A 25,653-nucleotide genomic window follows, 5' to 3' on the forward strand; every position below is an offset into this window, starting at 1 on the left:
CTATTCCTCCCAGAGTACGGCGCGGGCCGGGGCTCCCTCGCATCCGGCCAGCTTCAGAGGCAAACAGGCCAAAAAATACACCCCCGGCGATACCGGGGCCAGGTTGAGGCCCTCTAAAATCACCACCCCCGCCTCCAGCAAGATGCGGTGGGTGTCGTCGGTGGGGTCGTCGAAGAGCTGCACGGAGAGATAATCCGCGCCCACCAGGCGCACCCCCTGGGCCACCAGATGGGCCGCCGCCTCAACGGTGAGGGCCGCGAAATCCTCGCGAAAGGCTTGGCTTTCTTGAGACCAGAGGGCCGAGTTGCGGCTCTTGATGAGCACCCGCTCCGTGCCGGGGGGCAAAGCCAGGCGCTGGGGAGTTATGCGCCGCTCCGGTCCCACGTCGATCACCAGGGCAGGGCCCACCAGATCTGGCAGGGCGAGCTGGTCGGCCATGGCTCCCTGGGGCAGAAAATGCCCCGGCGCGTCCACATGGGTGCCCGCGTGCGCCCCGCAGCAGAGCTTGCTCACCGTGGCCGGGTCGCCGGCGGCCAGATCTTGGACCCGGCTGATCTCCAAGGACGGGTCGCCGGGCCATACGGGCATACCGGGCTGCATGGTGAGGCTGATGTCTATGATTTTCATGGCTTTCACCTCGGCGGCCGCCCGCCGCCGCAAGGCCTGATCATTTGGCGGGATAATGATGACACCCCAATTTAATTGGCATTATGGGGGGTTGCCAGTCAAGGAAATAAATGGGCGCGCTCTGGGGGCGTAGGAAAGGCTGTAGGTGAGCCCTTGACCTTAACCATGCGTTATGAGAAAAGAAGTCCCACCCCGGTGCCCCGGGGTAGGCCGGAGCGGCGGCCAAGCGGGCATTATGCCTCAACGCCGCGCTTTTGATATGATTGCTTGCCAACAGAGCTTCCCTCACTGGAATGGTGCATGGCCGCCAAACCCAAAATAGTTTTCCTGATCCGTGCCTACAACGACATCGACCACATCACCCCTTTGGTGTACAAGCTGGCGGCCGACGGCTCGGCCCAATGCCGGGTGTTCTGTTCCAACCCCACCTTTGATCTGGACGGCGACTTTCGCATAGAATTTTTACGGCGCCAAATGAAGGTGCCGGTGAGCTACCTCTACCAGGCCCACCGGCCCACGCCGCTGCATCTGGCCATGGACCAGATCATCTGCGGGACCAAGGCGGGGCGGGGCAGCTTGTGGCGTAGCCAGGCGGCGGTGGCCTGGTTACAGGAGCGGGCCCGCCACAGGCTCTACTCCCAGGCCTGGTGCCGGGGTTTCCTGCAAAAAGAGCGGCCCGACGTATTGGTGGTGGACTGGCAGCGTCCCAAGTTTTTCAACACCTTGTATTTGCTGCGCGCCGCCCGCGAGCTGGGCATACCCATGGTCTCGGTGCCCCACGGCATGAACCTGGCCACCACCACTCTGTGCACCACCAAGGACCTGGAGAACGGCCACGACCAGGACTATGGCCATGACTGGCGCTTTTTCGACTACAACCTGGTGCAGTTCGAGTTCTTCCGCCAGCGGGTGATCAACGGCGGCCTGCCACCGGAAAAGGTGGTGGTCTTGGGCAGCGCCCGCTTCTGCCCCCAGTGGCGCGAGGTGTACAAGCGCATCCTGCCCCCGGACCGCGACCTGGCCGGGCGGGGCGCGGACAAACTGCGCGTTGTGTACATGGACCACCACCACCGGATGCGGATGCAGACCGAGCAGGTTAACCAGATGATCGCCATGATGCTGGCCCGGCCGGAGATCGAGCTTCTGGTCAAGCCTTCCACCCGCGCGGTGGGCCAGGCCCTCAGCGATCCCGCCTGGGCCGCCTCCTCGGAGTACGTGCGCAATCTGGACTGCCTGGCCACGGATCACCAGAGCCTCAACCTGATCCTGTGGTCCCAGGTGACCATCAACGCGGCCTCGAGCATCTGCCTGGAGGCGCTGTGGGAGGGGCAGGCCTTCGTCTATCCCAAGTATTTGCATGAGAACGACATGCTTTTCGAGGATTTCGGGGCCTGCTGGCAGGTGAACGACCACCAGGAGCTGGCCGACGCCATGGCCCGGCTGGCCGCGGAGCCGGATTACCGGCCTTACACCCGCGAGGCGGCGCGGGCTTTCCTGGCCGAGGCGGCCCAAGGCGGCGACCCGGAGCGCGACGTGCTCCAGGCCTACGCCGATTTCATGCTCTCCCTGGCCTGAGGCGGGGACGGAAGGAAAAGGCCATCAGCAAAGAGACGCCAAACCTGGCCCCGCCCAGCGTGGCCCTGATCGTGAACAACCCGGTGCGCGATCTGTGGACCATGGTGCTCTTGGCCTACGGCCTGTGCCAGGAAGGGGCGCGCTGCCACCTCTTGCCTCTGGCCACCCGTTCACGGGAGCTGTGGGCCCTGGCCCCGGACGCGGTGCTGCTTCCCACCTTCCAGGACCTGTTCATCCCCTGGATCGAGCCCCTGCACCGGGCGGGCACGGCCATCGTATTGCACGACGGCGAGGGCAGCCCGGCCACGGGCATCGACAAGTACGCCGCTTCCTGCATCGCCGACCCGGTGCTGCGCTCCCGGGTGGATCTGGTCACCGTGTGGGGCAGCGAGATGGCCGCGCACGTGGAACGCGAGCAGGTCTACCCCAACGCCCGGCTGGAAGAGACCGGCGCGCCGCGCTACGACTTCTACGCCCCCCAGTGGCAGCAGGCCATCGAGCTGGGCACCCAGTCCCTGGACCGCTTCCCCAAGCCCCTGGTGATGATCAACACCCACTATCCCCGGGGCAACCCGGGGCCGGGCTTTCAGAGCTTCCAGCGCATCCACGAGATGCTCATGGAGCGGGGCTACAGCGCCCAAGGCGCGGACGCCTACATTGCCGAGTCCAAAGAGGCGGTGCTAAAGATCGCCGAGCTGGCCAACCAGTTGGCCCGCCGCTTCCCCCAGGCCACCTTCATCTTTCGGCCCCATCCCTACGAGGAGCTGGCCGCCTATGATGAGCTGCTGGAGGAGCTGCCCAACCTGCACCTGGTGCGCGAGGGGGCGATCTACGGCTGGATGGTGCGGGCCAGCGCGGTGATCCACACCGGCTGCCTCACCGGGGTGGAGGCCGCCTTCCGGGGCTTGCCCAGCCTAATGCCCCGCTGGTTCGCGGGCGGCCTGGGCAACGACGAGTCCAAGGACATGGCCGAGGGCTTCGACTCTCCCGAGGAGCTGGCCTCGGCCCTGGGCCGCGTGTTGGAGGGCGGCTACCAGCGCCCCCCCGAGGTGGAGCGGGTGCTGGCCGACTACATCCCGCGCCGCTTCCACTCCACCGACGGCCGGGCCTGGGAGCGCAACACCCGGGCCATTATGGAGCTGATCGCCTCGCGTCCCGCGCGGCCGGACCAGCAGTGGTGCCGCGATTTCCTTTACGGCCTGGAGGGGGCCAACCAGGCCAGAGGCCTGAGCCGCCTGGTGGCCCGGGCCAAGCGCAAATGGCAAATGCCGCCCCAGTGGAGCTATCGCCAACGCGAGATCGTCTTGGACCCCATGCCCGCGCGCAAGGTCTACGGCCTGGAGGAGGCCCGCGAGGCGGCGGCGGCCATCCACGCCAGCCATTCGGCCCAGCACCCCGAGGCCCGGCCCCTGAGCCTGCGGCCCTGCTCCTATGTGCAGGGGGATTACGTTTGCCCCTACTGGGGATGGGGGCTGAGCGTGGAGGCGCTTCCGGCAGCGGAGCGGGAAGGCGCGGAGCTTAGCGGGCAGGGGGGATGCTGAGGCACCGGGGGGCGCTACACAATTGTGACAAAGGCCGGGGAATTGGTTACACTGGGGCACCGGAGGCGCCCGGGGGTCATGGGTGCAGCCTGTTTCCGGAGCCAGGCGCCTTGCGTGCCGAAAATGGGGGAGTAGGAGTCGAGGCATGAAACAGCTTTGGGGCCGCCTTCAGTGGCAGAGCCGCACCCGAGGCATGTCTCCCCAGGAGATCAAGCAATTCAAGCGGGCCCGGATCATCGCCGACGCCATGGAGGGCAAGACCGCCTGCCCCGAGGAGTTGCCCGCCCGGATGCTGGCCACCTACCGCCCGGTGCGCGAGCCGCTGTATCTCATCTCCCAGGTGCAGCGCTCCGGCGGGTCACTGCTCGCCCAGCTCTTCGACGGCCACCCGGAGTGCCACAGCCATCCTTACGAGATAAAGATCGGCAAGCCGGACAAGACGGTGTGGCCCGAGTTCTCGCCCGGCGAGGCCCCGGAAGAGGCCTTTGCCAAGCTGTTTGAGCACGATTGCATTTCATTCCACCGCAACGGCTACCGCAAGCCGGGGAGAGGCTCCAAGGCCAAGGGTCAGGACGAGACCTTTCCCTTTTTCTTTCTGGTCCGGGCGCAGCGCGACATCTTTCTGCACTACCTGGCCGGGGTGCCCCAGCCAAGGCCCCGCGACTATCTGGACGCCTACTGGACCTCCTATTTCAACGCCTGGGTGAACAACCAGAACCTGAGCGGCGAGAAGAAGTGCGTGCTGGGCTTCACCCCCATGCTGGCCGCGCGGCCCGAGAGCGTGGAGGGCTACTTCGCGGCCTACCCGGAGGGCAAGCTGGTTTCCCTGATCCGCGATCCCCTGCGCTGGCTGGCTTCGGCCCGGCGGCACCAGGAGAAATACCGCCAGACCGAGCAGGCCATGGAATATTGGACCGTCTCCACCCAAGCGGCCATCGCCAACGCCGGGAAATGGCCGGACCGGGTGCGCCTCTACGCCTTTGAGCGGCTCATCACCGACACCCCGGCGGTGATGCGCGACATGTGCGCCTTCCTGGGGCTCCGTTACCGCGATTCCCTGTTGGACCCCACCTTCAACCGGTCCCTGATAGCGCCCAACAGCTCCTTCCGGGTGGACGGCAAGGGCATAATAAAGGATGTGGTGGCGCGGCCTCTTGACCTGGAGCCCGAGGCAATGGCCTATGTGGAGGAGCACTGCCGCGAGCTGCACACCCGGGCCCTGGCCCTGGCCGGCGCCTGAACCCCGCTGGGGGCCTGAAAATAAACGATAGGAAAGCGAAGGATGCATGGCGCGTTCCCTGCTCATTAACGACCGCTTGATTGACGACGAGCATGATTGCTTTGTGATCGCCGAGATCGGCCACAACCACCAGGGCGACATGGAGCAGGCTTATAAGCTCATCGCGGCGGCGGCCGAGTGCGGGGCCGACGCGGTGAAGATACAGAAGCGCCACAACAAGAGCCTGTTCACCCCGCAGATCTACGACGCACCCTATGAGAACGAGAACAGCTTCGGCAGCACTTATGGTCAGCACCGCGACTATCTGGAACTGGAGCCGGAGCAGATCGCCGAGCTGATGGCCTATGCCCGCGAAAAGGGCCTGATCATGTTCTCCACGGTGTTCGATTTCATCAGCGCCGACCAGATGGCCGCCCTGGACGCGCCGGCCTACAAGATGGCCTCGGGCGATTTGTTCAACACCCCGCTGCTTAAGCACGTGGCCGCCCTGGGCAAGCCCATGATCATGAGCACCGGCGGGGCCACCATGGACGACGTGCGCCGGGCGGTGGACACGGTGGGGGCCATCAACCCGGATTTCGCCTTGCTGCAATGCACGGCGGGATACCCGCCCGCCTTCAATGAACTGAACCTCCGGGTGCTCACCACTTTCCGCGACGAGTTCCCGGACACGGTGGTGGGGCTTTCCTCCCACGTGAGCGGTATCGCCATGGACCTGGCCGCCTACATGCTGGGGGCGCGCATCGTGGAGAAGCACTTCACTCTGAACCGGGCGGCCAAGGGCACGGATCACGCCTTTTCCCTGGAGCGGCCCGGCCTGCGCAAGCTGGTGCGCGACTTTCGGCGGGCTCGGGTGGCCATGGGCGACGGGGTCAAGCGCTCCTATGAGAGCGAGGCCAAGCCGCTGTACAAGATGGCCAAGAAGCTGGTGGCCGCATCGGATCTGGCGGAGGGCACGGTGCTGGCCCAGGAGCATGTGGCCATCAAGAGCCCCAACGACGGCCTGCCGCCCTACGAGCTGGATAATGTCCTGGGCCGGCGGCTGAAGCGGGCCCTCAAGGCCGACGAGAACCTGGCCTGGGAAGACCTGGAGGAGAAGGGGTGAGCGGCTCCCTGACCGATCTGGCTGGGCGCGTGGTGGTGGTCACCGGCGGCCTGGGGCAGCTGGGGCGGCAGTACGCCCAGACCCTGGCCGCGGCCGGGGCCCGGGTGGGAGTGCTGGATTTGCACGCGGACCAGGCCGCCCTGGAAGAGACCTTTGGCGAGCTGGCCGGACAGGGGAGCCTGTTGCCCTTGGCGGCGGACGTGACCTCGCGCGAGTCGTTGGTGGAGGCCTTGGCCCGGGTGGAAGAGGCCTGGGAAACGCCGTTCGGGCTGATCAACAACGCGGCCCTGGACTCGCCGCCCAACGCGCCCAGCGAGGAAAACGGGCCTTTTGAGACCTATCCCGAGGCGTCCTTTGACCAGGTGATGGCGGTCAACGTGAAGGGGGTGTTCTTGGCCTGCCAGGTGCTGGGCGGGGCCATGGCCCAGGCGGGGCGCGGCTCCATCATCAACATATGCTCCACCTACGGCGTGGTCTCGCCGGATCAGCGGCTCTACGAGTACCGCCGCCAGCGGGGCGAGCAGTTTTTCAAGCCCGTGGCCTACAGCGTTTCCAAGAGCGCCTTGCTCAACCTGACCCGCTACCTGGCCACCTACTGGGGGCCCAAGGGGGTGCGGGTGAACACCATGACCCTGGGCGGGGTGTTCAACAACCAGGACCCCGAGTTCTTGGCGGGCTACGAGGCGCGGGCCCCGCTGGGGCGCATGGCCCAGGAGAGCGACTATAACGGGGCGGTGGTCTACCTCATGTCCGACGCCTCGTCATATGTGACCGGGGCCAACCTGGTGATCGACGGCGGCTGGACCGCCTGGTGAGGAGCGAAGCCATGGACAACCCCATACCCGGCGAGGTGCTCAACTGGATCGGGGGCAAAGAGACTCCCGCGGCTGACGGCCGTTTGCTGGACAAGCTCTCGCCGCATAACGGGCGGCGACTTTGCCGAATCGCCCGCTCGGGCTGGCCGGAAGTGGAGGCCGCCGTGGCCGTGGCGCGCGCGGCCCAGCCCGCCTGGGCGGCCACCCCGCCGGTGCAGCGGGGCCACATCCTGCACCAGGTCTGCAACCTCATGGAGGCGCGGGCCGAGGAGATCGCCAGGATCGTGGCCCTGGAGACCGGCAAGTCCTTGGCCGAGGCCAGGGGCGAGACCGGCGGGGCCATCGCCCTGGGGCGCTTCTACGCGGGCGAGGGCCAGCGCCTCTACGGCCGCACCACCACCAGCGGCACGGCCAACAAGTACGCCATGACCCTGCGTATGCCATGCGGCGTGGCCGGGCTGATCATCGCGGCCAACACGCCCATCGCCAACGTGGCCTGGAAGGTGTTCCCGGCCCTGATCTGCGGCAACGGCGTGGTGCTCAAGTGCGCCGAGGACACCCCGGCCACGGGATGGATCGTGGCCAAGCTCGCCGAGGAGGCGGGCCTGCCGCCGGGCGTGCTCAACGTGATCCAGGGCCTGGGCATCGAGGCGGGCGCGCCCCTGGCCGAGCAGGCCGAGATCGACGTGCTCTCCTTCACCGGCTCCAGCAAGGTGGGCCGCCAGCTGGCCGAGGCTGCCGGACGGCGGCTGCTAAAGGTCTCCATGGAGCTGGGCGGCAAAAACCCCCTGGTGGTGTGCGACGACGCGGACCTGGAGCACGCGGTGAAGTGGGCCTCGCTGTCGGCTTTTTCCAACGCGGGCCAGCGCTGCGCCGCCGCCAGCCGGTTCATCGTCTTTGAGTCGGTGTACGACAAGTTCAGAGACATGCTGGTGGCCAAGGCCGAGAGCCTGAAGCTGGGCCCCGAGGACGGCGACGACCTGGGCCCGGTGATCAACCAGCGCCAGATGGAGAACATGCTGGGCGCGGTGGAGCAGGCGGTGCACGGTGGGGCCAAGCTGCTCTGCGGCGGCCGCCGCTCGGGCGCGGCTTATCTTACCGACGGCTATTACGTGCTGCCCACCCTGCTGGAAAACGTAGGCCCCGACGACCCCATCTCCACCACCGAACTGTTCGGCCCCATCGCCTGCATGTATCCGGTGCCGGACTTCCCGGCCGCCCTGGAGCTGGCCAACCGCTCGCCTTACGGCCTCACCGCCTGCATCCACACCACGAGCTTCGACCGGGCCATGGAGTTCACCCACAAGGTGCGGGCCGGGGTGGCGGTGGTGAACATGGGCACCTACGGCTCGGAGCCCCACATGCCCTTCGGCGGGGTGGGGGTGTCGGGCAACGGCACCCGCGAGCCAGGCACCGAGGCCCTGGACATCTACTCCGAGCTCAAGGACGTGTACCTCGGCGTGAACCCGCAGGTGGGCGGGGGGACGCGGCCGTGAGCGCGCCCAGCCTGGTGGGGCTGATCCCGGCGAGGGCGGGCAGCCAGCGCATCAAGGACAAGAACGTGGTGCGCCTGGCCGGGCACCCGCTTCTGGCCTACAGCATCCGCGCGGCGCTCGACAGCGGGGTGTGCGACGCGGTGGTGGTCTCCACCGACAGCGAGGACTACGCGGCCATCGCCCGGCACTACGGGGCCGAGACGCCGTTCATCCGTCCCGTGGAGATGGCCGGGGCCAAGTCAATGGACATCGAGTGGGTGCAATTCACCCTGCAAAAGCTGGCCGAGGCGGGGCGCGAGTACGATTGCTTCTCCATCCTGCGGCCCACCAGCCCCTTCCGTCTGCCCACCACCATCCAGCGCGCCTGGGCCGAGTTCCGGGCAGAAGAGGGGGTGGACTCCCTGCGCGCGGTGGAGCTGGTCAAGCAGCACCCGGGCAAGATGTGGGTGGTGCGCGATAAGCGCATGACCCCGCTGTTGCCCCTGACCCCGGCGGAGCGCCCCTGGCACTCCTGCCAGTACGCGGACCTGCCCCGGGTGTACGCCCAGAACGCCTCCCTGGAGATCGCCTGGACCCGGGTGGCCCTGGAAGGCGGCACCATCGCTGGGCAGGTGATCATGCCCTTCCTCACCACCGGCAGCGAGGGCTGGGACATCAACCACCCCGAGGACGTGTGGATCGCCGAGCGCCTGCTGGCCGAGGGGCAAGCCACGCTGCCCAACATAGACATCGAACCCTGGCCCGGCGCCTAAAGCCCGGCCGCCTCCCGGAGCCTTGCCTTGAGCCTGAGCATCAATCTGATCCCCCGCGAAGAGATCGCCCGCATCTGGAACAGCGCCCTGCCCGAAAAGGAGCGCCTGGCCCTGGTGGCCGACGCCTGCCGGGCCAACGCCCTGGCCGCGGTGAAGCTGGCGGGCAGCGGGCATCTGGGGTCCTCCTTCAGCGCCATGGACATCGTGGTGTGGCTCTACTACGGGGAGATGAACACCCTGGAGGCGGGCCTGGACTCGCCGGAGCGTGACGTCTACTTCTCTTCCAAGGGCCACGACGTGCCGGGCCTCTACGCGGTGCTCTACTCCCTGGGCGTGATCAGCGAGGACAAACTCCTGAACCTGCGCCGACTGGGCGGGCTGGACGGGCACCCGGACATCAATATTCCAGGCGTGGAGGCCAACAGCGGCTCCCTGGGCATGGGCATCTCCAAGGGGCGGGGCATGGCCTGGGCCCAGCGCAGTCGGGGCGTTGACGTGCGCACCTTCGTACTCACCGGTGACGGCGAGCTCCAGGAGGGGCAGAACTACGAGGGGCTGCAAAACGCGGCCCACCAGGGCGCGCCCAATTTGGTGGTGATCGTGGATCACAACAAGGTGCAGTCCGACAAGCCGGTGGCCGAGATCTCCGGCCTGGGCGAGCTGCCCGAGAAGCTGGGCTCCTTCGGCTGGCAGGTGCTCTCCTGCGACGGCCACGACTTCGCCCAGCTGGCCGCCATGCTGGACGAGGCGCGCCAGGACTCCCGTCCCAGCATCATCATCGCGCATACTCTGAAGGGGCGCGGCGTGTCCTTCATGGAGCACCCCCGCGCCCTGGCCGAAAACGCGGGCTGCTATCCCTGGCACGCGGGCGCTCCGGCCGACGAGCCCTTTGCCCAGGCCCACGCCGAGCTGGTGGGGCGGGTGAACGCGGCCCTGGAAGCGGCGGGCCTGGAGGCGCTGTCCCTGAGGGACGTGACCCCGCCGCCCAAGGCGGCCAGCGGGGTGAGCCCCGAGAAGGTGGCTGCGTCCTATGGCCAGGCGCTGCTGGAGCTGGCCCCGTTGCACCCCGAGCTGGTGGTGCTGGACGCGGACCTGGCCGTGGACTGCCAGGTGCGGGCCTTCGAGGAGGCCTATCCCCAGCGCTTCATCGAGTGCGGCATAGCCGAGCAGGACATGGTGTCCATGGCCGGGGGCCTGGCCCGGCAAGGGATGCTGCCCGTGGCCAACAGCTTCGCCTGCTTCCTGGCCAGCCGGGCCAACGAGAACATCTACAACAACGCCAGCGAACAGGGCCGCATCATTTATGCCCTGCACTACGCCGGGCTAATCCCGGCCGGGCCGGGCAAAAGCCACCAGAGCCTCAGGGACATCTCCCTGCTGGGCGCGCTGCCGGGCCTGGACATCATGCAGCCCTGCAACGGGGCCGAGACCAAGCAGATGGTGGAGTGGGCCGTGGAGGACGCGGCTGGGAGCGTTGCTCTCCGCCTGGCCATCGGCCCTTCGCCGCGGATCATCGAGCTGCCCGCGCATTACCAGCTCACGCCCGGCCGAGGCGTGGCCGTGAGCGAGGGCGGGGACGCGACCCTGGTGGCCTATGGCCCGGTGATGCTGCATGAGGCGCTTGTCGCGGCCGAGCTTTTGGCCAAGCAGGGCGTGGGGCTCAGGGTGGTGAACCAGCCTTGGCTCAACCGCTTCGAGGAATCGTGGCTGGAGGAGTTGGCCACCGGCGGCGGCCCCCTGGTGGTGCTGGAGGATCACTCGCCCGTGGGCGGCCTTGGCGACCGGCTGCGCGCCGCGCTCATGGATCATGGCCTGCTGGGCGGAAAGGCCTTCGCCGTATTGGGGGTGGAGGGCTGGCCGGCTTGCGGCACGCCGGGCGAGGCCCTGGCTGCCCACCGCCTGGACGGCGCCTCCCTGGCCCAGCGCCTGGCCGCGCTGCTCTAGGGCCGCTTGGCGGGGGCGAGGGCCTGGGGGCCCAGCACCCGCTTCAGCTCGCGGCACAGAATCTTCCCGTACAATCTGGTGCCCTGCCAGTTCAGGTGCATGATGTCCGCCCAGAAGGGCCGGGGCCACAGCTCGGCCCGGGTGTCGATGACCACGACGCCGGGCAAGGCCCGCTCCAGGGGCGCGGGGTCCAGCTCGATATAGCGGTTGGCCCGGCTCGGGGCCAGGTTTAGCACCAGGCGCTTGCCCTGGTCCTTGGCCAAGGCGGCCAGGGCGGCCAAGTAACGCAGCACGCCAGGGTCCATGGGTTTGTTGCGATAGTCGAGGATTTTTTCAGGTGGGTCAAAGCCCTTTTGGTCCGCGAAAACCTGGCCGTCGCCGTTGTTGAACAGCACCACCAAGCGGTCCTGATCCCCTCGGATGTAGTTCACCTCCCGGCTGTCATCGCCGGGGTCGTAGCCGTACTTTTGTTTGAGTAGGGTTCTCCAGCGGGCCTGATTGGGCAGGCTGCGCTCGCGGCGCTCCAAATAGCGGTCCAGCCGATTCATGGCCAGGGAGCGCAGGAACAAGGGCAGGCCCAGGTCGCCCAGCAGCTTGGGATCGTGGCGCAGGAAGAAGATGATTTCGCCCATGGTGAGCCAGCGGGGCTTTTGCATGGGCTCGAACAGGCGCATGGGGTCCAGGCTGAGCACCACCACCCCGCCGGTCCGGCAGGCGGCCTGGTTCAGGGAGAAGACCTGCTCGTTGATCAGGTTGCCCGGCAGGCCCAGGTTGAAGGCGTCGATGCCGCAGCGGGCCAAGAGAGCGGTGTCCACGTGGTTTTGGGTCTGGGAGGAGCCCACGAAGATCACGGGGTAGCAACGCTTCTGGACCTGGAGCAGGGCGGTCTTGGAGAGCTTGCCCTCGTACCATATCCCTTGGCTGGCCTGCCAACGCAGGTACAGCTTGAAGCCCAGGTTATAGGCGGTCAGCGACAAAAGGCTGAGCGCCAGCACCCCGAAGAAGAATATTTTTGCCCGCGTCTTATTCATAAACCTAGAAGTTGAAGTAGATGAATTCGCTGGGCGCCATGGAGGCCAGCTTGATCAGCGAAAGGCAGCCCAGGGCCGAGGCCCCCAGGGTGGCGGCGGCCAGGCGGGGCCGGGTGGCCAGGTAGCCCTCCAGGCGCGAGGCCCATTGCATGCTGTTGGGCAAGGCCAGGCAAACAAAGGCAAATATCACGAGATAGGCTAAGGTGTGCAGGTTAACCACCGCGTGGCTCCAGGCCGGGGCCGCGCTTTGGCCCAGCATGGCCAGGAACATGTGCCAGGCCTTGGTGATGGACTCGGCCCGGAAAAGCACCCAGGCGAAGTTTACGAACAGGAACGTCACCAGCCAGCCCAGGGGGCGGGGCAGGCGATAGCCCCCCAGCTTCCACAGGCGGCTGATGATCAAGGCCAAGGCGTGCAGCACCCCCCACAGGGCGAAGGTCCAGTTGGCCCCGTGCCAGATGCCGCCCAGCAAAAAGGTGATGAACACGAACAGTAGCGACTTGGGCACGCCCTTGCGGTTGCCGCCCAGGGGTATGTAGATGTAGTCGCGCAGCCAGCGGGACAGGGTCATGTGCCAGCGCCGCCAGAAGTCCTGGATGTCGCCCGCCTTGTAGGGCGAGTCGAAGTTAAGGGGCAAGATGATGTTGAACATCAGGGCGCTGCCCAGGGCGATGTCGCAGTAGCCCGAGAAATCGAAATAGATCTGGAAGGTGTATGAGAGGCTGGTGCCCCAGGAGTCCAGCAGGGACAGGGGATGGCCGGCCGCGAAGCCCTTGTTCACCCACACGGCAAAGGTGTCGGCCACGAAGACCTTCTTGAATAACCCGATGACGATGAGGCACAGGCCGGTGGCCCGGTTGCCCCAGTCGGCCCGGAACAACTCCGGCCGCTTGAACTGGGGCATCATCTCCCGGTGGTGCACGATGGGCCCGGCCACCAACTGGGGGAAGAAGGACACGAACAGGGCGTAGTCCAAAAGGCGGTACTGGTCGCAGATGCCTTTCCTCACGTCGGCCAAATAGGCGATCTGCTGAAAGGTATAGAAGCTGATGCCCAGGGGGATGAGCATTTCGAGCAGGGGCGGGTCGTCCACGCCCATGACCCAGGCCGCGTTGATGGAGATGAAGTCGAAATATTTGAAGAAACCCAGCAGCCCCAGGTTGAAGGCCACGCCCAGCACCAGCAGGGCGCGGGGGCCCAGGGCGGTGGCCAGGCGGGCGGCCCACCAGGGCGGGCGGCCGGAGGGCCCGGCCCCGGCCGGGGCCAGATAGGCCAGCAGGCTGCCGAAGGCAAAGTTGACCAGGATGGAGACCAGAAGGATGGGCAGATAGACCGGCTTCCAGGAGCCGTAGAACACCAGGCTGGCCAGGATGAGCAGGGACTTGGCCAGGGAGGGCCAGCGGCGGCCCAGGAGGTGGAAGCAGACGGCCACGATGGGGAGGAACAGGAAAAGGTATGGGAAGGAGTTGAAGAGCAAGCAGCGAACTCCCCGTGGACAGGTCAGGGCCGGTGCTAAGGAAAACGGCCGGTTGACACCGCGACCAAGTATGCCCCAAGGCGAGGGATATGACAACCAGCCGGTCCCGGCCCGTCAATCCCGTCTGGCATTCGCTACGCGCCTGGACTATGCTGGCAGAGGCTGCCACCCGGGGGGACGGGGCGGCGCTGCATTGATTTTACAATCGCCCGACAGGACCCAATGGCTGCAAAGCTCAGCAAATTTCGCCTGATCGACCGCGCGTTGCCCGGCCTCTCCGAGCTGGGCTACCGCTTGCTTTTCGGAGCCCACTCCCAGGCCGGCCCCCAGGATCGCGGACGGCTGGTGGCGGACTACCTGCGCCGCACCCGCGACCTCGAGGTTTTGCAGCGGGTGCTGGCCGTGGGCAACCTGCCCAAGGCGGCGGCGCCCCAGCTGGTCCCCGCTCCCTCGGGACGCCGCTTACTGGTACTGGCTCCCCATCAGGACGACGAGATAATCGGCTGCGGCGGCATGCTCTTGCAGGCCATGGCACAGGGCTGCGCGGTGCGCGTGGTCTACCTTACGGACGGCGTGGGGGCCAGGCTCAAGGGCGCGGAAGCCCGGGCCTATGGCCAACAGAGGCGGCAAGAGGCGCTGGAGGTTTGGGGCGATCTGCCCGCCGGCGAGCCGGTGTTCCTGGACCTGCCGGGCAAGGCCATGCCCCTGGACCAGGCAGCGGTGCGGGCCGTGGGCCAGGCGGTCGAGGATTTCGCGCCGGATATGGTGCTGCTGCCCTTTTTCCTGGAGCCGCCAGAAGACCACCGCAAGTGCGCCCGTCTGTTCTGCCTGGCCGCCCGGGAGCGGGGCCTGGCCGTGCCCGAGGTCTGGAGCTACCAGGTCTACGGCAGCCTGGCGGCCAACCTGGCGGTGGACATCAGCGCGGTGGCCCCGGAAAAGGCCCGGCTCATGGGCCTGTGGCGTTCCCAGAACCAGGTCTACGATTGGGCCTCCTATGCCATGGGACTGGCCTCAGTGAACTCCTGGCAGGTGAAGAATCAACTCCCTAGGGGACAGGCCGAGCCCCGGGTCGAGCTGTTCCTCTCTTTGCCCCTGGGCGAGTACCTGGCCTTGGCGGGCGGGTTTTTTGGGGGCGCGCCACAACGCGAGGCGTATCCCGGCCCGCGGCCCGAGGCGGGCGGGGGCGAGCAAGACGCGGCCGCCAAGCTGAAGCAGCGCTGGATAACCGCCAAAAGCCAAGCCAAGATGGGCCTGCGCCGTTTGGAGGTGCTGGCCCGGCCCGGCGAGTATTACGCGGAGCAGGGGCCGGACTTTTTGGTGGTGGGCTTGCAGAAATGCGGCACCTACTGGCTGACCAACCTGCTGATGAATCACCCGGAGGCCTCCTGCCAGCCCACCCAGCCCGAGGGCGAGGACCGGGTCAAGGAAGGACATTTCTTTGACGCGGTGGGCGCCCTGGACAGCGACCCCGAGTTTTTTAGACGGCGGATGCTCTACAAGCATCACGGCTTTTTCGCGGACCTGGCCCAGCCCACCCTGCGGGCCGGAACCGCCGGACGTGGGGCCGCCTTGGCCAAGCTGTGCCGCCGCTACAACGCCTTCGTGCGCCGCAACGCCCGGCCCGGCGCCCGCCTGGTGGGCGAGAAGACCGCCGAGTACATCTTCCATCACCAGCTCATCGGACAGCTATATCCCCAGACCAAGCTGGTCTGCGTGATGCGCCATCCCCGCGACCGCATCGTGAGCTTCCATCACCACCAGATCCGCAAGGGCCGCTGGGACCACGCGGAGATCGAGGATTGGGAGGTGGCGCAGTACTGCGACAGGGTGGCCTGGGAATACGCCTGCCTGTTAGAGTGCCAGCAGGCGCTGCACCTGATCACCTACGAGGAGTTGACCCGCCGGGGCCCGGAGACCGTGGCCGGCCTCTGCCGCTTCCTGGGCCTGGACGCTTCTGCGGAGGTGGTGCAAAAGATGCTGGACCAGGCGCGCTTCGACCGCCTGGCCAAAAAGAACCCCGGCGCGGGCAACCCGCACCAGCACTTCCGCCAGGGCAAGGTGGGCGAGGGCAAGCAGCGCCTGAGCCCGGCCCAGCAGGCCATGATCCAGGAGCGCCTGGGAGAGCTCACCCGCCGGGTGGCCGAGCGCTATGGCCTGGACCTGGGGGAATACCTGGAATAGGGCCCCGTCGGCCGCCGGACCCGGCGGCTGGTCTCCAACTCGATATTTAAGCGGACAAGGACAGGATGCGCTGAGCCACGGCCCGTCCCGCGCGGCCCCGGTTCACGGGCACCATGGTCTGGGCCAGGGCGGCCCGGTTTTGCCCATCCAGGGCGGGGTCGGCCAGATAGCGGGCTATGTAATGGTCCAGCTCCTCAAGGGAGTAAGCATTGCGGCAGGCCCCGCTGTCCAAGACCACCTTGAGGTGCATGTAGTTCTCGAAGTGCTTGGCCGGCAGGTTGGTGTCCCAGAAGCGGAAGGTAGCCACGTTGACGATGGGGGTGTCCACCAGGGCGGCCTCGATGATCAGGGTGGAGTACTCGGTGAGTAGCAGATCGGCCTGGCGCAGGGTCTCGGCCAGGCCCAGCAAATCCTCGCGGGGCATGTTCAGCCCGGCCTCCAAGGTCTGGATGTCCGGATGGGCGAACTTGATTAGCGAACCGTAGCGTTGTTCCAGGGAGGCGATGCGCCCGTCAAAGGCGTCCACCGTGATGCGGCCGCCTTTTTGCTGGCGGAAGTAGGAGGGATGCAGGCGCACCAGGAGCTGGGCGGGCCGGCCATAGGCGTCCCGCGCGATGGCCTCCATGATGGACTCAATGGCGTCAAAGGTGTTGGGGAACATCTTGGCCGCCGAGGTGCCGTAGAAGATCAGCTTGCGGGCGGGGTCCAGGCCCAGGGAGGCGCAGAACTCCTCCCGCGAGCGCAGGGGCCGGGGCGGGTCGAAGTAGTGGTCCCAGTGGGCCACGCCCTCCACGAAGACGCGCTGCTTGGGGATGTCCTGGAACACCTCTAGCTCATCGGCCATGACCTGGTTCCAGGCGATGGCCGCGTCGGGGTCGGCCCCGCGATAGCCCTTGGTGGTGGGGTTGTCCCAGGAGTGCACCACCGAGACCACCGGGCATCCGTGCCGCCGGGCGGCGCGCATGAACAGCACGTCATGGCCGTAGCCCACCGAGGAGGTGACCAGGGCCCGGGGCCGGTACTTGGCGAAGTAGGGGTCGTAGAGCTTGCCTGGGGCCAGGGCGCTCTCCAGGGCCACCAGCCCGTGGCGCAGGAGGCGCGTTCGGCTGCCCAGAGCGGCCGCGCCGGTGACGATCTTGGCCAGGGCGCGGGCGCGGAGGCTGTCAGCCGTGGAAAAGCCGTACAGCTCCACCCAGGTCTGGTCCGTGGTGTTGCTGAGCCCGCCCCGGCGGCCGGACATGAAGCGCCGCACCCGCTGGAGCTGCTGGTTCAGGCGTCCCGTGGCCAGCGCCTTTTTGGCGGCAACGGTCTTAATGGGTTCGAAGATGATATTCTCGCCGCCTAATAGGTCCTGGTAATAGCTCAGGTCCTGGTCCTTGACGAAAAAGACCAGCCGCGCCCCGGACTCGCGCAGCCCGGCCAGCACCTCGGAGTGCAGAAAGTAGCGCACCGAGGGGTTGCGCCAGATGGATATGAACAGGGTGGTGGGGGGCGTCAAGTCGTTTCCTTTGTTACCGGGCTACGGGGGCAGGTTGCCCCGTGATTCTACCGCATGGGGCGGGCAAAGCGAAGCGGCCGGGCGCTCCGGGCCGTTGCTTGGCTGAATATCGCTCATTTCCCGGATAGTTCATGCTTTCGCCGGGTTCCCCACCCACCGCCGGGCCAATTACTCCTTGAACTGGCCCAGGCGCTCGGATAAATTGACGGGGTGGCCGGCGACACCGGCCGGGCGGCGGCGGGGTCCGCGCCTCCTCCCCATCCTTGCACAGGCCTTCGGGCCTTCCGGAGCGGCATACCGGCATGACCCAGGATAATCCCCTTTGCATTGCCCAAGGCGCCACGGTGCGCCAGGTGATGAAGGCCATCGACGGCAACAAGCAGGGCATCGTGCTCGTGGTCGATGCCGAGGGCAAGCTGCTGGGCACCATCACCGATGGTGACGTGCGCCGCTTTTTGCTCACCGCCGGGGGCCTGGACGAGCCCGCCGACCCCCTGGTGTGGCGGCATCCGGTCACCGCTCCCCAGGAGGCCACCCGGGCCGAGCTGCTGGAGCTGTTGGCCGCCCACAAGCTTAGGAACATCCCCCTGTTGGACCCCGAGGGGCGGCCCAGCGGGGTGTTCAGCCTGCGCGACGCCCTGGAGGGCGGCAGCGCCGGGCCGGTGGCGGCGGTATTGGCCGGGGGCGAGGGCAAGCGCCTGCGCCCCCTGACCAACGACCTGCCCAAGCCCATGCTGCCCGTGGGCGACACCCCCCTGTTGCAGCTCATCGTGGAAAACCTGGTTTCCTCGGGCTTCAAGCAGATCCACATCTCGGTGAACTACAAGGCCGAGCTGATTGAGGAGCACTTCGGCGACGGCGCGGCTTTCGGGGCCGAGATAAGCTATCTGCGCGAAGAGACCAAGCTGGGCACCGCCGGGCCCCTGGGCCTGCTGCCCCCGCTCAGCGGGCCGCTGTTGGTGATCAACGGCGACGTGTTCACCGCCGCCAATCTGGACCGGCTCTACGAGTTCCATCTGGCCCAGCGCTGCGTGATGACCGTGGCCGCCACCGAGTACCGGGTCAAGGTGCCCTATGGGGTGCTCAAGCTGGCCGGGCACCTCATGCTGGGCATGGAGGAGAAGCCGGAGCAGAGCTTCTATTGCAACGGCGGCATCTACGTGATCAATCCCGAGGTGCTGCGCTTCGTGCCCAAGGGCGAGCCCCTGGGCATGAACGACCTCCTGGCGCGGGTCTTGGCCGCGGGCCTGCCGGTGGCCGCTTTCCCCATCCACGAGTCTTGGGTGGACGTGGGGCAGGCGGCCGACCTGGAGCGGGCCTGCCGCCAGGCCAACGGCCAAGGGGAGGGCGAATGATGGGCTATTGGCAAGACAAGCCGGTCTTGGTCACCGGTGCGGACGGCTTCATCGGCAGCCACCTGGTGGAGCGCCTGGCCTTGGAGGGCGCGCGGGTCAGGGCCTTTGTGCTCTACAACTCCTTTGCCGCCTGGGGCTGGCTGGACTCGCTGCCCGCCGAGGTTATGCAGCGGGTGGAAATCTTCCCGGGCGACATCCGCGACCCCAACCGGGTGGCCGAGGCGGTGGCCGGGCAGGAGGTGGCGTTCCACCTAGCCAGCCTCATCGCCATCCCCTACAGCTATCACGCGCCCGACTCCTATGTGCAGACCAACGTGGGTGGCGCGCTGAACCTATTGAACGCCTGCCGGGCCCACGGCATCCAGCGCCTGGTGCACACCTCCACCAGCGAGGTCTACGGTTCGGCCCAGTACGTGCCCATCGACGAGAAGCACCCCTTGCAGGGGCAGAGCCCCTACAGCGCCTCCAAGATCGGGGCGGACATGCTGGCCGAGAGCTACTGGCGCTCCTTTGGCCTGCCGGTGGCGATCATCAGGCCCTTCAACACCTACGGCCCCCGCCAGAGCGCCCGGGCGGTGATCCCCACCATCCTCAGCCAGCTCCATACCGGAGCCACGGAGCTGAAGCTGGGCTCGCTCACCCCCACCCGCGACTTCAACTACGTGGCCGACACGGTGGCCGGTTTCCTGGCCGTGGCCCGGGCCGAGCAGGCGGTGGGCAAGGTGGTCAACGTAGGCTCGGGCCGCGAGATTTCCATCGGTGACCTGGCCAAGGCTCTGATGAAGGCGGTGGGCCGCGAGGTGCCCATCGTCACCGAGCAGGCCCGCCTGCGCCCCGAAGGCAGCGAGGTGGACCGTCTCTTGTGCGACAACACCTGCGCCCGGGAGCTGACCGGATGGCAGCCCGCCCACAGCCTGGAAGAGGGCCTGGCCGCCACGGCCGCCTGGATCAAGGCCAACCCGCAATACTTCCGGCCCCAGGAATACAGCATCTAGGATGAGGGCGCTTTTCCTCACCCAGGGCGGCTCCCTGGAAACCTTTTACCGCCTGGCTCAGATCATGGCCCGCGAGGAGGGCCTCACCCGAGCGGGCTTCTTCGTCACCGACTCGCGCCAGTTCAACGAAAGCTTTCTGCCCGCTCATCCCGAGTTCATCGGGCTGGGCTGGCCGGTGCTCAAGGAGTGGGAGCTTTACCAGGCGGCCCTGAGCGGCGCGGCGGACCCGGCCGTGCTGACCGGGCTGGAAAAGCGCCTGGGCGCGCCCTATCTCTGGGACGCCATGGTGGCCGACCGGCGCATTTACTTGGGCCGCAAGGGCACCTTCACCCAGGATTACGCGCCGCGCTGGTCCCACGCTCAGATGCTCTCCATTTTGCAGCACACCGCCCTGGGCCTGGAGCGGCTCTGCGACGAGCTGCAACCGGATATGGTGGTGAGCTTCATCTGCGTGACCGCCGCCGACTACCTGGGCTGGCGGGTGGCGGCCAGCCGGGGCATCCCTTATCTGAACCTCAGACCCACGCGCATCCGCAACTACTTCTACGCGGGCGAGAGCCCCCTGGAACCCAGCCCCTGGCTGTGGGCCCAGTATGAGCGCCGCCGCGCGGCCGGGGGCGAGGAGTCCGAGGCGGCGGCTTATCTGGCCGAGGTGCGGGGCGGCACGGCCCGTTACGAAGGGGTCATCGCGCCCTCGGCCAAGCCCATGGAGCAGGCCCTGGGCGCGGGCGAGCAGCCGGGGCTGAAGGAACGCCTGGCCAGAGCCTGGGGCTCGTGGCGCGACTACCAGAGCAAGTACCACGCCGATCCCTCGGTGCCCCCCCTGGCCAGCCAGACCTGGCACCGCCGGGTGGTCAAGCCCCTGCGGGCGCGGCTCATGGACTTCACCCAGCGCGCGGCCTATGCCAAGCCAGACGATTTGCCCGTGGGCGGCTTCGCCTTTTTCCCCCTGCACAAGGAGCCCGAGGTCACGCTCCTGGTCTACTCCCGGCCCTGGCTCAACCAGATCGAGGCCTGCCGCCTCATCGCCGCCAGCCTGCCCGTTGGAATGCCCCTGGTGGTCAAGGAGCACCCGGGCAGCGTGGGGACGCGCAGCCTAAGCTACTACGCCAAGCTGAGGGCCATACCCAATCTGCTCCTGGCCCCGCCGGAGCAGGAGGCGCGGCCCTATCTGGAGCGGGCGGCGCTGTGTGCGGTGATCGCGGGCAGCGTGGGCTTCGAGGCCGTATTATTGAACAAGCCGGTGCTCACCCTGGGCAACGCGCCTTTCAACTGCCTGCCCGGGGAGATGCTGCGCTTCGCGGACAAGCCCTTGGACCTGAGCCGCGAGGTGGCCGGGCTTTTGGCCGGGCACCGCCACGACGAGGCCGCTCTCTTGGCCTACCTGGGCGCAATGATGGACGCCTCGCTGCCCCTGGACTGGTACTCGCTCATGCTGGGCCGCCAGGGGGTGCACGTGGTGGACGGCGCAGGCCAGGACCGCGAGGCCAGGCGCGCCGCGCAGCTTAGCGCCCTGGGGGCCTACCTGCTGCGCCGGGCCGGAGAGCTGGGGCCGGCCGAGTAAGAGTTTTCCCCGCTTCTCAAGCGGGTCCGAGGAGAGACACGATGAGCGATTTCCAGCTGGCCGGGCGCAAGATAGGACCAGAGCATCCGCCCCTGGTCATGGCCGAGGCGGGCATCAACCACGAGGGCGAGTTCGACAAGGCCATTGCCCTGGTGGACGCGGCCAAAGAGGCCGGGGCCGAGGTGATCAAGTTCCAGTGCCACATCACCGAGGCCGAGATGATCCCCACGGACATGACGCCGGGCGAGATCAGCTCCGAGAAGCTGTGGGACATCATCAAGCGCTGCGAACTGAGCGCCGACGAGGAGCGCCGGGTGCAGGCCTATTGCGGCGAAAAAGGCATCCTCTACTTGTCCACTCCCTTCAGCCGCGAGGCGGCCGACCGCTTGGAGTCCATGGGCGTGCCCGCCTACAAGATCGGCTCGGGCGAGTGCAACAACCTGCCCCTGCTCAAGCACATCGCCTCCTTCGGCAAGCCCATGATCCTCTCCACCGGCATGAACGACCTGGAGTCGGTGCGCCGCTCGGTGGCCGTGATCCAGGCCGCCGGCGCGCCGCTCATGCTCATGCACTGCACCTCTCTGTATCCCACGCCCTATGACAAGGTGCGCCTGGGGGCCATCCCCCAGATGATCGATTCCTTTGGTCTGCCCGTGGGCTTCAGCGATCACAGCCTGGGCATCTGGGCATGTTTGGGCGCGGTGGCCTTGGGGGCCTGCGTGTTGGAGAAGCACTTCACCATCAGCCGGGAGTGGCCTGGCCCGGACACCGGCCTGTCCATCGAGCCCCGGGAGCTGGCCGATCTGGTGACCGGCTCGCGCGCGGTGTGGCAGGCGGCCGGCGGCGGCAAGGGCATCCTGAGCGAAGAGCAGCCGGTGATCGACTTCGCCTACGCCTCGGTGGTGACCATCGCTCCGGTCAAGGCGGGCGAGGAGTTCAGTCACGCCAACACCTGGGTCAAGCGCCCGGGCACCGGGCCCATCCTGGCTCCCGAGCTGGAGAGGGTGCTGGGTAAGCGGGCCACCCGCGACCTCGCCGTGGACCAGCAGATAGCGCCCGAGGACGTCGTTGACTTCTAGCTGGCAAGAGCGCCCGGTGGTCATCACCGGCGCGGCGGGCTTCCTGGGCCGTCACCTGATCCCCGCCCTGAGCGCGGCCGGGGCGCGGGTGCTGGCCCTGGACCTGGCCCCCGCCTGGCCCGGCCTGCCCGTCGGGGTGGATTGGCAACGGGCCGACCTGATGAGCCCCGAGGGGGTGGAGGCCGCCCTGGCCGCCGTGCCGGGAGACATGGCCTCGGCGGTGCTGTTCCATTTCGCCGCCCTGAGCATGCCCTTCGAATGCGCCCAGAACCCGGAGAAGGCGCGGGCCTTCAACGCGGGCATGGCCCTTGGCGTGGGCCGCGCCTGGGCCGCGCGGGGCGGCGGCCGCCTGGTCTTCGCCTCCAGCGCCCTGGTCTACCAGCCGAAGAGCGGAGGCCGCGACATCAGCGAGGACGACCCGGTTGAGGCGCGCAACCCCTACACCGAGGCCAAGATCGCGGCCGAAGAGGGCGTGGCTTCCCTGGCCGACCAGGGCGGCGTCGCGGTGGACGTGGTGCGCCTGAGCAACGTGTACGGCCCGGACGCCCATCCCCAGACCGTGCTCATGGAGGCCATGGACCTGGCCCTGGCTGGCCAAAGCCCGGTGATGCGGTTCCCCGGCCATGAGCTGGATTTCGTGCACGCCGACGACGTGGCCCAGGGCCTTTTGCGGCTCATCGCCCTGGAGCATCCCGGCGGCTGCCGCTACACCAACATCTCCACCGGCCAAGGCTGGCGGGTGGCCCAGGCCGCCGGGATCATCGCCCGCCTGGCCGGGGTGGCCCCGCCGCCGGACGACGAGGCGCAGCCGGGCTACGGCTACCGCCTGGTGTTGGACAACCGCCGTCTGCGCGAGCTGACCGGCTGGGCCCCGGAGGTGGAGTTTCGCCAGGGCCTGGAGCGCGCTTGGCGAGAAAGGACCGGCCGTGGGGCCTAAGCGCAAGATCGCCATCTTCACCGGCAACCGGGCCGAATACGGCCTGCAAAAGCCCATCATCTCGGCGGTGAGCCAGCACCCCGGCCTGGAGCCCTATCTGCTGGTGGGCGGGGCGCACCTCAACGAGGATTTCGGCAAGACGGTGGGCGAGATCGCGGCTGACGGCTTCGAGGTTTACGCGGAGGTGAAGATCGACCTGCCCCAGGACGACCTGAAGGGCACCGCCCAGGCCATAGGCACAGGGGTGATCAACCTGAGCCAGATCCTGGCCGAGCTGAAGCCGGACCTGCTGGTGGTCTACGCCGACCGCTTCGAGGGCTTCGCCGCGGTGATCACCGGCAGCCAGATGGGCATCCCGGTGGCCCACATCGAGGGCGGCGACATCACCGAGGGCGGGGCCCTGGACGACATGGTGCGCCACGCCATGAGCAAGCTGGCCCATCTGCATTTCACCACCAACGCACAGGCGGCGGAGCGGGTGATGAAGCTGGGCGAGGAGCCCTGGCGGGTGCATGACGTGGGCTTCCCGGCCATTGACCTCCTCGCGCGGGGCGACCTGGCCACCCCCGCCGAGCTGGCCGAGCGCTACGGCCTGGACCTGGCGCGCCCGGTGATCGTGTTCACTCAGCACTCGGTGACCACCGAGTTCGACCAGGCCGAGGCCCAGCTGGCCCCGTCGCTACAGGCCCTGGAGGCCATGGCCCGCGAGGGGGTGCAGGTGGTGGCCACCTTCCCCAACAACGACGCGGGCGGCCAGCGCATCATCGCCGCGCTCAAGAAGTGGGCCGCGCGGGGCGTGCCCAACCTGCAGCTGCACAACAGCCTGGGGCGCTACAATTACCACGGCATGTTGGCCCTGTGCGGCCGCGACGGCGTGGGGGCCTGCGTGGGCAACTCCTCCAGCGGCATAAAAGAGACCCCGGCCCTGGGCTGTCCGGCGGTGAACATCGGCTCGCGCCAGCAGGGCCGCCTGCGCGCGGACAACGTGATCGACGCGCCCTACGAGGCCGTGGCCATCGAGGCCGCCTGCCGCCGGGCGCTGTTCGACGAGCCGTTCCGCGCCCTGTGCCGCGAGGTGGAAAACCCCTACGGCAAGGGCGAGGCCGGGGCCAAGATCGCCGAGGTGCTGTCCACGGTGGAGCTGGGGCCCCAGCTAATCCAGAAAAAAATGACTTACTGAGGCCGGGCGTGCTGGAACTGATCCACGACTTCGAGGGCGCCATCCTGGGCGGCGGCGAGGTGCAGGGCGTGCGGGTGCGGGCCCAGCTGCGGCGCGACCCGGTGACCCGGGCTGACGGGGCCTCCCACGACTACAACTATCATTTCGTCTTCGGCCTGCGGAACACGGGCGACGCGCCGGTCAGCGCGGAGGTGGGCCTGGAGTGCGCCGGGCCGGAGGGCCTGGACCGCGAGGCCCTGATATATGCTACTCCGTCGCTGGGGCAAGAGTTCGCGCCCGCTGAGTTTCCGGCTCTGGGCGACGGCGGCCGCCGCACCTGGCTGCGCCCCGTCATCCCGCCCCGGAGCGAGCTGTATCTGGCTAACACCTATCCCCGGCAGCCCCGGAAGCTTATCGCCGGGCTGGACGCCCTGGCCCAGGCGGGCGGGGCCCGGCGCGGGGTGTACGGCAAGAGCCTGGAGGGCCGCGACCTGACGGCCTACTATTACCCCGCCGCCAAAGGGCCCGATCAGGCCTGCGTGTTCATCACCTCGGGCTTCCATCCGCCCGAGCCCGACACCCTGGCAGCCGAGGCGGTCATGGCCTGGCTGGCTTCCGACGAGGCCGCCGAAGCGCGGCGAGAGCTGAGCTTCTGCGTTGCGCCGATGGCCAATCCGGACGGCTTTTTCCTGGGCACCCAGGGGCACAACGCGGCGGGAGTGAATTTCTACTGGGAGTTCGAGCCGAGCCAAAGGGAGAGGATTCCCGAGGCCGCCGCCCTATGGGCCCTGGCGCGGGGCCTGCAACCGGCCCTGTACTTTGACTTCCACGCCTACACCTTCCAGGGCGCGGCCAAGCAGGCGGGGCCATATCTCAAGCCCCTGCACTTTTACCGGGGCGAGGCGGTGCGTGGCCTGGCCGGGGGCATGGAAGCGCTCTTGCTGGAGCTCACCCACGGCGGTTGCATGCGCGGCGAGTCGCCCCTGGCCCGCAGCACCTTGCAAGCCCGCCTGACCACCCGCTTCAACACCATCACCTTTGCCAAGTACCATTTGCACCTGGGCGCTGGCGTGGAGGCCTGCCGCGAGCACGGCCGCGAGGTGGTGAGCCGTTGCGTGGGGGCCATGCTCGAAGCGGGCCTCACCCGGCGGGAGCAAATCCTGGCCGCGCCCTGGGGAGGCCAGCCCCGCGACCCCGCGCGCAAGCTGCGCGCCGTGGGCCAGGCCCTGTGGGCCGGTCCGCTCAAGGGATTCCTGCGCGCCCGTTTGGGGCGCTGAGCAGC

20 protein-coding genes are annotated in these 25,653 nt (G+C 67.8%); 16 read left to right on the plus strand and 4 right to left on the minus strand.

Features of this window, described 5'->3' with window-relative positions:
- A complete protein-coding gene (locus tag KQH53_05690) occupies nt 1-627 on the minus strand; it encodes a cyclase family protein (GenBank protein ID MCB2226152.1) in 627 nt (208 codons plus the stop codon).
- Nucleotides 628-927: 300 nt separating this feature from the next.
- On the opposite strand from KQH53_05690, the gene KQH53_05695 reads away from it, so the two are divergent.
- The 8 genes from KQH53_05695 to KQH53_05730 all read left to right on the plus strand — a co-directional run bounded on the left by KQH53_05695 (nt 928) and on the right by KQH53_05730 (nt 11,095).
- On the plus strand, nt 928-2,202 hold the full coding sequence (locus tag KQH53_05695; protein ID MCB2226153.1) for a hypothetical protein: 1,275 nt from the start codon (nt 928-930) through the stop codon (nt 2,200-2,202).
- A gap of 59 nt (nt 2,203-2,261) precedes the next feature.
- On the plus strand, nt 2,262-3,743 hold the full coding sequence (locus tag KQH53_05700) for a hypothetical protein (protein ID MCB2226154.1): 1,482 nt from the start codon (nt 2,262-2,264) through the stop codon (nt 3,741-3,743).
- A 145-nt stretch (nt 3,744-3,888) separates the two neighbouring features.
- Nucleotides 3,889-4,983 (plus strand): sulfotransferase, encoded by a 1,095-nt coding sequence (locus KQH53_05705; GenBank protein ID MCB2226155.1) that lies wholly within the window; start codon nt 3,889-3,891, stop codon nt 4,981-4,983.
- A 46-nt stretch (nt 4,984-5,029) separates the two neighbouring features.
- Nucleotides 5,030-6,088 carry an N-acetylneuraminate synthase family protein gene (locus KQH53_05710; GenBank protein MCB2226156.1) on the plus strand — a complete coding sequence of 353 codons (1,059 nt, stop codon included), beginning with the start codon at nt 5,030-5,032 and terminating at the stop codon, nt 6,086-6,088.
- Nucleotides 6,085-6,903, plus strand: a complete 819-nt coding sequence (locus KQH53_05715) for an SDR family oxidoreductase (GenBank protein MCB2226157.1) — start codon at nt 6,085-6,087, stop codon at nt 6,901-6,903. Before KQH53_05710 ends, KQH53_05715 begins: the two co-directional genes overlap by 4 nt.
- An 11-nt stretch (nt 6,904-6,914) precedes the next feature.
- The gene (locus tag KQH53_05720; protein ID MCB2226158.1) at nt 6,915-8,399 is read left to right on the plus strand and encodes an aldehyde dehydrogenase family protein; all 1,485 of its coding nucleotides are present in this window, start codon (nt 6,915-6,917) and stop codon (nt 8,397-8,399) included.
- Nucleotides 8,396-9,151, plus strand: coding sequence for an acylneuraminate cytidylyltransferase family protein (locus KQH53_05725; protein ID MCB2226159.1), 756 nt, complete (start codon nt 8,396-8,398; stop codon nt 9,149-9,151). Before KQH53_05720 ends, KQH53_05725 begins: the two co-directional genes overlap by 4 nt.
- A gap of 27 nt (nt 9,152-9,178) precedes the next feature.
- Nucleotides 9,179-11,095 (plus strand): hypothetical protein, encoded by a 1,917-nt coding sequence (locus tag KQH53_05730; GenBank protein MCB2226160.1) that lies wholly within the window; start codon nt 9,179-9,181, stop codon nt 11,093-11,095.
- Here KQH53_05730 and KQH53_05735 read toward each other — a convergent pair.
- Together KQH53_05735 and KQH53_05740 are read right to left on the minus strand one after the other, a co-directional pair.
- Nucleotides 11,092-12,126 (minus strand): hypothetical protein, encoded by a 1,035-nt coding sequence (locus tag KQH53_05735; protein ID MCB2226161.1) that lies wholly within the window; start codon nt 12,124-12,126, stop codon nt 11,092-11,094. The two genes, KQH53_05730 and KQH53_05735, sit on opposite strands and share 4 nt — an antisense overlap.
- 4 nt (nt 12,127-12,130) lie before the next feature.
- Complete coding sequence (locus KQH53_05740; protein ID MCB2226162.1) at nt 12,131-13,603, minus strand: MBOAT family protein; 1,473 nt, start codon at nt 13,601-13,603, stop codon at nt 12,131-12,133.
- A 222-nt stretch (nt 13,604-13,825) separates the two neighbouring features.
- Between KQH53_05740 and KQH53_05745 the strand changes: the two genes are divergently transcribed.
- Nucleotides 13,826-15,784 carry a sulfotransferase domain-containing protein gene (locus tag KQH53_05745; protein ID MCB2226163.1) on the plus strand — a complete coding sequence of 653 codons (1,959 nt, stop codon included), beginning with the start codon at nt 13,826-13,828 and terminating at the stop codon, nt 15,782-15,784.
- A 46-nt stretch (nt 15,785-15,830) separates the two neighbouring features.
- On the opposite strand, the gene KQH53_05750 is transcribed toward KQH53_05745, so the two are convergent.
- On the minus strand, nt 15,831-17,282 hold the full coding sequence (locus KQH53_05750) for a hypothetical protein (protein ID MCB2226164.1): 1,452 nt from the start codon (nt 17,280-17,282) through the stop codon (nt 15,831-15,833).
- Nucleotides 17,283-17,584: 302 nt separating this feature from the next.
- On the opposite strand from KQH53_05750, the gene KQH53_05755 reads away from it, so the two are divergent.
- From KQH53_05755 to KQH53_05785, 7 genes are read left to right on the plus strand one after another with little or no spacing between them, the layout of a single operon-like run.
- On the plus strand, nt 17,585-18,637 hold the full coding sequence (locus tag KQH53_05755) for a nucleotidyltransferase family protein (protein ID MCB2226165.1): 1,053 nt from the start codon (nt 17,585-17,587) through the stop codon (nt 18,635-18,637).
- The gene (locus KQH53_05760) at nt 18,637-19,632 is read left to right on the plus strand and encodes an NAD-dependent 4,6-dehydratase LegB (protein ID MCB2226166.1); all 996 of its coding nucleotides are present in this window, start codon (nt 18,637-18,639) and stop codon (nt 19,630-19,632) included. The genes KQH53_05755 and KQH53_05760 overlap by 1 nt, the downstream gene beginning before the upstream one ends.
- A 1-nt stretch (nt 19,633) precedes the next feature.
- A complete protein-coding gene (locus tag KQH53_05765) occupies nt 19,634-21,196 on the plus strand; it encodes a hypothetical protein (protein MCB2226167.1) in 1,563 nt (520 codons plus the stop codon).
- A 41-nt stretch (nt 21,197-21,237) separates the two neighbouring features.
- Nucleotides 21,238-22,275 (plus strand): N-acetylneuraminate synthase family protein, encoded by a 1,038-nt coding sequence (locus KQH53_05770; GenBank protein MCB2226168.1) that lies wholly within the window; start codon nt 21,238-21,240, stop codon nt 22,273-22,275.
- On the plus strand, nt 22,265-23,212 hold the full coding sequence (locus KQH53_05775; GenBank protein MCB2226169.1) for an NAD(P)-dependent oxidoreductase: 948 nt from the start codon (nt 22,265-22,267) through the stop codon (nt 23,210-23,212). Before KQH53_05770 ends, KQH53_05775 begins: the two co-directional genes overlap by 11 nt.
- Entirely contained in the window at nt 23,202-24,392 is a 1,191-nt protein-coding gene (neuC, locus tag KQH53_05780) for a UDP-N-acetylglucosamine 2-epimerase (hydrolyzing) (GenBank protein ID MCB2226170.1), read from the plus strand. Before KQH53_05775 ends, neuC begins: the two co-directional genes overlap by 11 nt.
- Before the next feature lie 8 nt (nt 24,393-24,400).
- Entirely contained in the window at nt 24,401-25,648 is a 1,248-nt protein-coding gene (locus KQH53_05785; protein ID MCB2226171.1) for a hypothetical protein, read from the plus strand.
- The last annotated feature ends 5 nt before the right edge of the window (nt 25,649-25,653 follow it).

This window comes from Desulfarculaceae bacterium (genome assembly GCA_020444545.1).
GTDB lineage: Bacteria > Desulfobacterota > Desulfarculia > Desulfarculales > Desulfarculaceae > Desulfoferula.

Coding starts and splice junctions, on each gene's coding strand:
- KQH53_05765 (MCB2226167.1), top strand. CDS start 19,634: ATGAGGGCGCTTTTCCTCACCCAGGGCGGCTCCCTGGAAACCTTTTAC.
- KQH53_05720 (MCB2226158.1), top strand. CDS start 6,915: ATGGACAACCCCATACCCGGCGAGGTGCTCAACTGGATCGGGGGCAAA.
- KQH53_05695 (MCB2226153.1), top strand. CDS start 928: ATGGCCGCCAAACCCAAAATAGTTTTCCTGATCCGTGCCTACAACGAC.
- KQH53_05770 (MCB2226168.1), top strand. CDS start 21,238: ATGAGCGATTTCCAGCTGGCCGGGCGCAAGATAGGACCAGAGCATCCG.
- KQH53_05710 (MCB2226156.1), top strand. CDS start 5,030: ATGGCGCGTTCCCTGCTCATTAACGACCGCTTGATTGACGACGAGCAT.
- KQH53_05735 (MCB2226161.1), bottom strand. CDS start 12,126: ATGAATAAGACGCGGGCAAAAATATTCTTCTTCGGGGTGCTGGCGCTC.
- KQH53_05745 (MCB2226163.1), top strand. CDS start 13,826: ATGGCTGCAAAGCTCAGCAAATTTCGCCTGATCGACCGCGCGTTGCCC.
- KQH53_05760 (MCB2226166.1), top strand. CDS start 18,637: ATGGGCTATTGGCAAGACAAGCCGGTCTTGGTCACCGGTGCGGACGGC.
- KQH53_05690 (MCB2226152.1), bottom strand. CDS start 627: ATGAAAATCATAGACATCAGCCTCACCATGCAGCCCGGTATGCCCGTA.
- KQH53_05755 (MCB2226165.1), top strand. CDS start 17,585: ATGACCCAGGATAATCCCCTTTGCATTGCCCAAGGCGCCACGGTGCGC.
- KQH53_05705 (MCB2226155.1), top strand. CDS start 3,889: ATGAAACAGCTTTGGGGCCGCCTTCAGTGGCAGAGCCGCACCCGAGGC.